Source organism: Hyphomonas sp. (assembly GCF_040882205.1).
Taxonomy (GTDB): Bacteria; Pseudomonadota; Alphaproteobacteria; order Caulobacterales; family Hyphomonadaceae; genus Hyphomonas.
Genome location: NZ_JBBEBT010000151.1, coordinates 1 through 4,549 on the forward strand (window position 1 = coordinate 1; position 4,549 = coordinate 4,549).

Genomic DNA, 4,549 nt, shown 5'->3' on the forward strand with positions numbered 1-4,549 from the left:
AAAAGAAGAACATGTCAGTCCGTGCCCCCCATACCCTTTATCCGGCCATGCAACCGGCGGACACCTGCCATCCGGCCGGGTATGGCGGGGTTTCGCTGTTCGGGCCTGTCCTGTTGTCCAGAGGACGGGTGCACGAACTCCTCGGCGACAGTGCAGTCATGTTTGCTGCCCTCGCTGTGTCGCGCCTGAAAGGGCCTGTGATCTGGGCGGGCCTGCCAGAGGCTGTCAGGACTGTCGCGCCAACCGGGGTGCAGTCTTTCTTCGACCCGGCCCGGCTGATCCTGGCGACAGGGGTGAACCGGACAGAAATCCTCTGGGCGGCGGAGCAGGCGCTGCGCGCGCGGTGCGCGCCCTGCGTCATTGCCGAGATCCAGGACGGGCCGGATCTGAAGGAGAGCCGCAGGCTCCAGATCGCCGCCGAGGAGTATGGCGCGCTCGGCCTCATCCTCGTTCACAGGGCTCCACAGACCTCTGCCGCCGAGACCCGCTGGCACTGCCAGGCGGCTCCGGGCGGGGGATGGGACTGGGCCTGCATCAAGAACAGGCGCGGACGGGGCGGGCGCTGGCATGTCACATGGGCTGGGAATGACGATGCGCCGTGCGCTGTCCCTCTGGTTTCCGCAGCTTCCGCTTGATCGCCGCGTGCGCCTTGGTGACGGCCGTGTCCACGGTGCGTTTGCCATTGTCGCCGAGATCCGGAATGCCTTTCGGCTGACCCACCTTTCTGAGACAGCGCGCGCAGCGGGGCTGACACCGGGGCTCTCGCTCACGGATGCCCGTGCCATCTGCCCCGGCCTCCTGAGCGAGCCCTCCAGTCCGGCGAGAGAGGCGGCCCTGCTGCGCGCGCTTCATCGGTGGGCGGACATATTCTCCCCGCGTATATCCATCGATCCGCCCGACGGGCTGGTATTGGACATTACCGGCTGCGCGCATCTGTTTGGCGGCGAGCGGGCGATGGCGGCGCGCCTGCGCGCGCAGCTGGCTGACCTGCAGGTCGCGGCGCAGACCGGCATTGCCGACACGAAGGGTGCAGCCTGGGCGCTCGCCCGGTTTGGACGCGCGCCGGATGACATCGCCCCGCCGGGTGAGGTGAGGGCGCTGCTGGGCCATCTGCCCCTGGCCGCCCTTGGCCTGGACACCGCCCTCACCCATGAGCTCAGGCGGACAGGGCTCCAGACCATCGGCCAACTCTATGAGATCAGGTCTTCCGAACTGGCGCGCCGGTTCGGGCTGGAGGTGACATCCAGGCTCCAGCGGGCGCTCGGCCAGACACCCGAGCCGGTCGCGGCAAGCCGGGCAGAGCCCGTCTGGTCTGCGCGCGCGACCTTGCCTGAGCCGATCGGATACCTGGCAGATTTCGAGGGGGTGGTCCTGCGCCTTGCAGAAGCGATCTGCGCGCGTCTTGCAGCCGCCGGCCTTGGCGCCCGCCGCTTCGTCCTGACCGTTCGCTGCGTTGATACCGGCGACCATGTGCTGGTGGCCGGCTTTGCCAAGCCGGCCTGCGCGCCGGGCGCCGTCCTGCAACAGTTCCGCTCGCCGCTGGACAAGCTGAAGGTGGAATTCGGGGCGGACCTGCTGCGGCTTGTCGCTGAGCTGGTCGAGCCCTTGCATCCGCGCCAGCGAACCCTCGATGGGGGGGCAGAGACAGAGGAGGGCTGGTCTGACCTCGTCTCGACGCTCGGCAACCGGCTGGGCTTTGACCGTGTACGGCTCTTCCTGCCGGCGGACAGCCATCTGCCGGAGCGAGAGTTCACCACCGCCGAGGCCATGAACCCTCCCCGGGACCTTGCCTGGAAGGCCGGGCCGCGCCTGCGTCCGGTGCGGCTCTATGATCCTGCGGAGCCGATGAGGATCGAGACGCCAGGGCGCCCCCCGCTGCAGTTCACCTGGCGCCGGCAGCCTTATGAGACATCCACGGCAGAGGGGCCCGAACGGCTCACACCTGACTGGTGGCGCGAAGGCGACCGGCGGGTGCGGGATTACTGGCGGGTGCAGACCCGGCAAGGCCCGCGCCTCTGGCTTGTGAACTATCCGGGCGGGGCCGGGCCGGACTGGTTTGTTGCGGGCCGGCTGCCATGAGCTATGCCGAACTCTTCGTCACCAGCAACTTCACCTTCCTGACCGGCGCCTCGCACGCCGAAGAACTTGTCACGCGGGCGCACGCGCTCGGCCTGAAAGCCATGGCCATCACCGACCGCAATACATTCGCCGGCATCGTGCGGGGCCATGCCGCCGCGCGCGCGGTGGGCCTGCGCTATATCGTCGGCGTTCGCCTGGTCCTGACGGACGGCCCGGACCTGCTGGCCTATCCCATCACGCGCGAAGGGTATGGGCGGCTCTGCCGTCTCCTGACCCTCGGCAAGCGCCGGACCGTGAAAGGGCAATGCGAGATCACTCTGGCGGATGTCCTTGAATGGGGCGCCGGCAATGTGCTGATCGTGGCGGGCAGCGATCCTGCAGGCCGCGCCGCGCGGGACCTGAAGGCCGCCTTCGGGGAGAACGTCTTCATTGGCATGGCGCCGCGGTATGACGGGGAGGATGAAGCCCGCTTCGCGACGCGCGCGCGGTTGTCAGCCGAGACCGGCGCGCCGCTTGTCGCCGCCGGCGACGTGCTGATGCACACAGGCCAGCGCCGCGCGCTGGCCGATATCCTCTCCTGCATCCGGGAGCGCACGACCATCGACAGGCTCGGACGCCTCGCCCTGCCGAACGGCGAACGCCGCCTGAAATCGGAATTTGAAATCCGCCGCCTGTTTCGCGACTATCCGGACGCGGTGCGCAATGCGGGGCTGATCGCCGGGCGCTGCACCTTCTCGCTGGATGAGCTGAAGTATGAGTACCCGGACGAGGTCACTGGCGGCCAGCCGCCGATGGACAGGCTGCGCCGGCTCACGGAGGACGGGCTGAAGCGGCGCTATCCGGACGGCGAGACACCGCAGGTACGCGCGCTCATCGAGAAAGAATTCTCCCTCATCGCGCAGCTGGATTATGCCCGCTACTTCCTCACCGTTCATGACGTGGTCGCCTTCGCGCGGTCGAGGGACATCCTCTGCCAGGGACGGGGATCGGCGGCCAACTCGGCGGTCTGTTACGCCCTCGGCATCACCGAAGCCTCACCTGAAACGATCTCCATGGTTTTCGAACGTTTCGTCTCTGCGGCGCGGGGCGAGCCGCCCGACATCGATGTCGATTTCGAGCATGAGCGGCGCGAGGAAGTCATCCAGCATATCTATGAGAAATACGGCCGTCACCGCGCCGGCATCTGTTCGGCGGTCATCCATTTCCGCAGCCGCGCCGCGATCCGCGAGGTCGGAAAAGCGATGGGGCTTTCGGAGGATGCGGTCTCGGCCCTGTCGAGCCAGGTCTGGGGGATCAGCAATAGCGCCATCGCCGCTGAGCGGGCCCGGGCGGCCGGCCTCGACCTGAAGGATGCGCGCCTGCGCCAGACACTGGCGCTGACCCGCGAGATCATCGGGTTTCCGCGGCATCTCTCCCAGCATGTCGGCGGGTTCGTGATCACGCGCGGACGTCTTGACGAGCTTTGCCCGGTCGAGAACGCCGCCATGGATGAGCGCACCATCATCGAGTGGGACAAGGATGATATCGATCTCATCGGCATGCTGAAGATCGACGTGCTCGCGCTCGGCATGCTGACCTGTATCCGCAAGGCCTTCGACCTGGTCCGGACCTGGAAAGGCAAGTCATATACGCTGGCAACGATCCCGCAGGAGGACCCGGCAGTCTATGACATGCTCTGCATCGCCGATACGGTCGGTGTCTTCCAGGTCGAAAGCCGCGCCCAGATGAGCTTCTTGCCGCGCATGCGGCCGCGGACGTTCTATGACCTCGTCATTGAAGTCGCGATCATCCGGCCGGGGCCCATCCAGGGCGACATGGTCCATCCCTATATCCGCCGCCGCCGCAAGCAAGAGGCCGTCATCTATCCGTCTGCGGATCTTGAGCCCGTGCTCTCCAAGACGCTCGGTATCCCGCTCTTCCAGGAACAGGCGATGCAGATCGCGGTTGTGGCCGCCGGGTTTTCGCCCGGCGAAGCCGACCAGCTCAGACGGGCCCTCGGAAGCTTCCGGGGGCCGGGCTCTGTCGAAGCCTTCCGTGAGCGTTTCATCGCAGGCTGCCTCGCGAAGGGCTATGACCAGGCTTTTGCGGAGCAATGCTTCCGCCAGCTGGAAGGCTTCTCCGGCTACGGTTTTCCGGAAAGCCATGCGGCGAGTTTTGCGCTGCTGGTCTATGCTTCCTCCTGGCTCAAATGCCACCATCCGGAAGTCTTCTGCTTCGCGCTCCTCAATTCCCAGCCCATGGGCTTCTATGCGCCGGCCCAGATCGTCCGGGATGCGCGCGCGCACGGCGTCACGGTCCTGCCTGTCTGCGCCGAGGCGAGCTTCTGGGACACTGTGCTGGAGCCTGCAGGGGACGGCTCGCTCGCCGTCCGCCTCGGCTTCCGGCAGGTGAAGGGTATCCGGGAAGAAGACGGCCATTGGCTCGCCGCCGCGCGCGGCAATGGCTACCGCGCCATCGATGCGGTCTGGCG

At 67.0% G+C, this 4,549-nt stretch carries 3 protein-coding genes; all 3 read left to right on the forward strand.

What is annotated here, in order from left to right; translation table 11 throughout:
• Positions 1–635: ImuA family protein (locus WEA77_RS06090; protein ID WP_368066980.1), on the forward strand; the 635-nt coding region annotated here is incomplete at its 5' end.
• Positions 592–2,079 carry a DNA polymerase Y family protein gene (locus WEA77_RS06095; protein WP_368066981.1) on the forward strand — a complete coding sequence of 496 codons (1,488 nt, stop codon included), beginning with the start codon at positions 592–594 and terminating at the stop codon, positions 2,077–2,079. The genes WEA77_RS06090 and WEA77_RS06095, both read left to right, overlap by 44 nt.
• On the forward strand, positions 2,076–4,549 hold a 2,474-nt coding region (locus WEA77_RS06100; RefSeq protein WP_368066982.1), incomplete at its 3' end, for an error-prone DNA polymerase. The genes WEA77_RS06095 and WEA77_RS06100, both read left to right, overlap by 4 nt.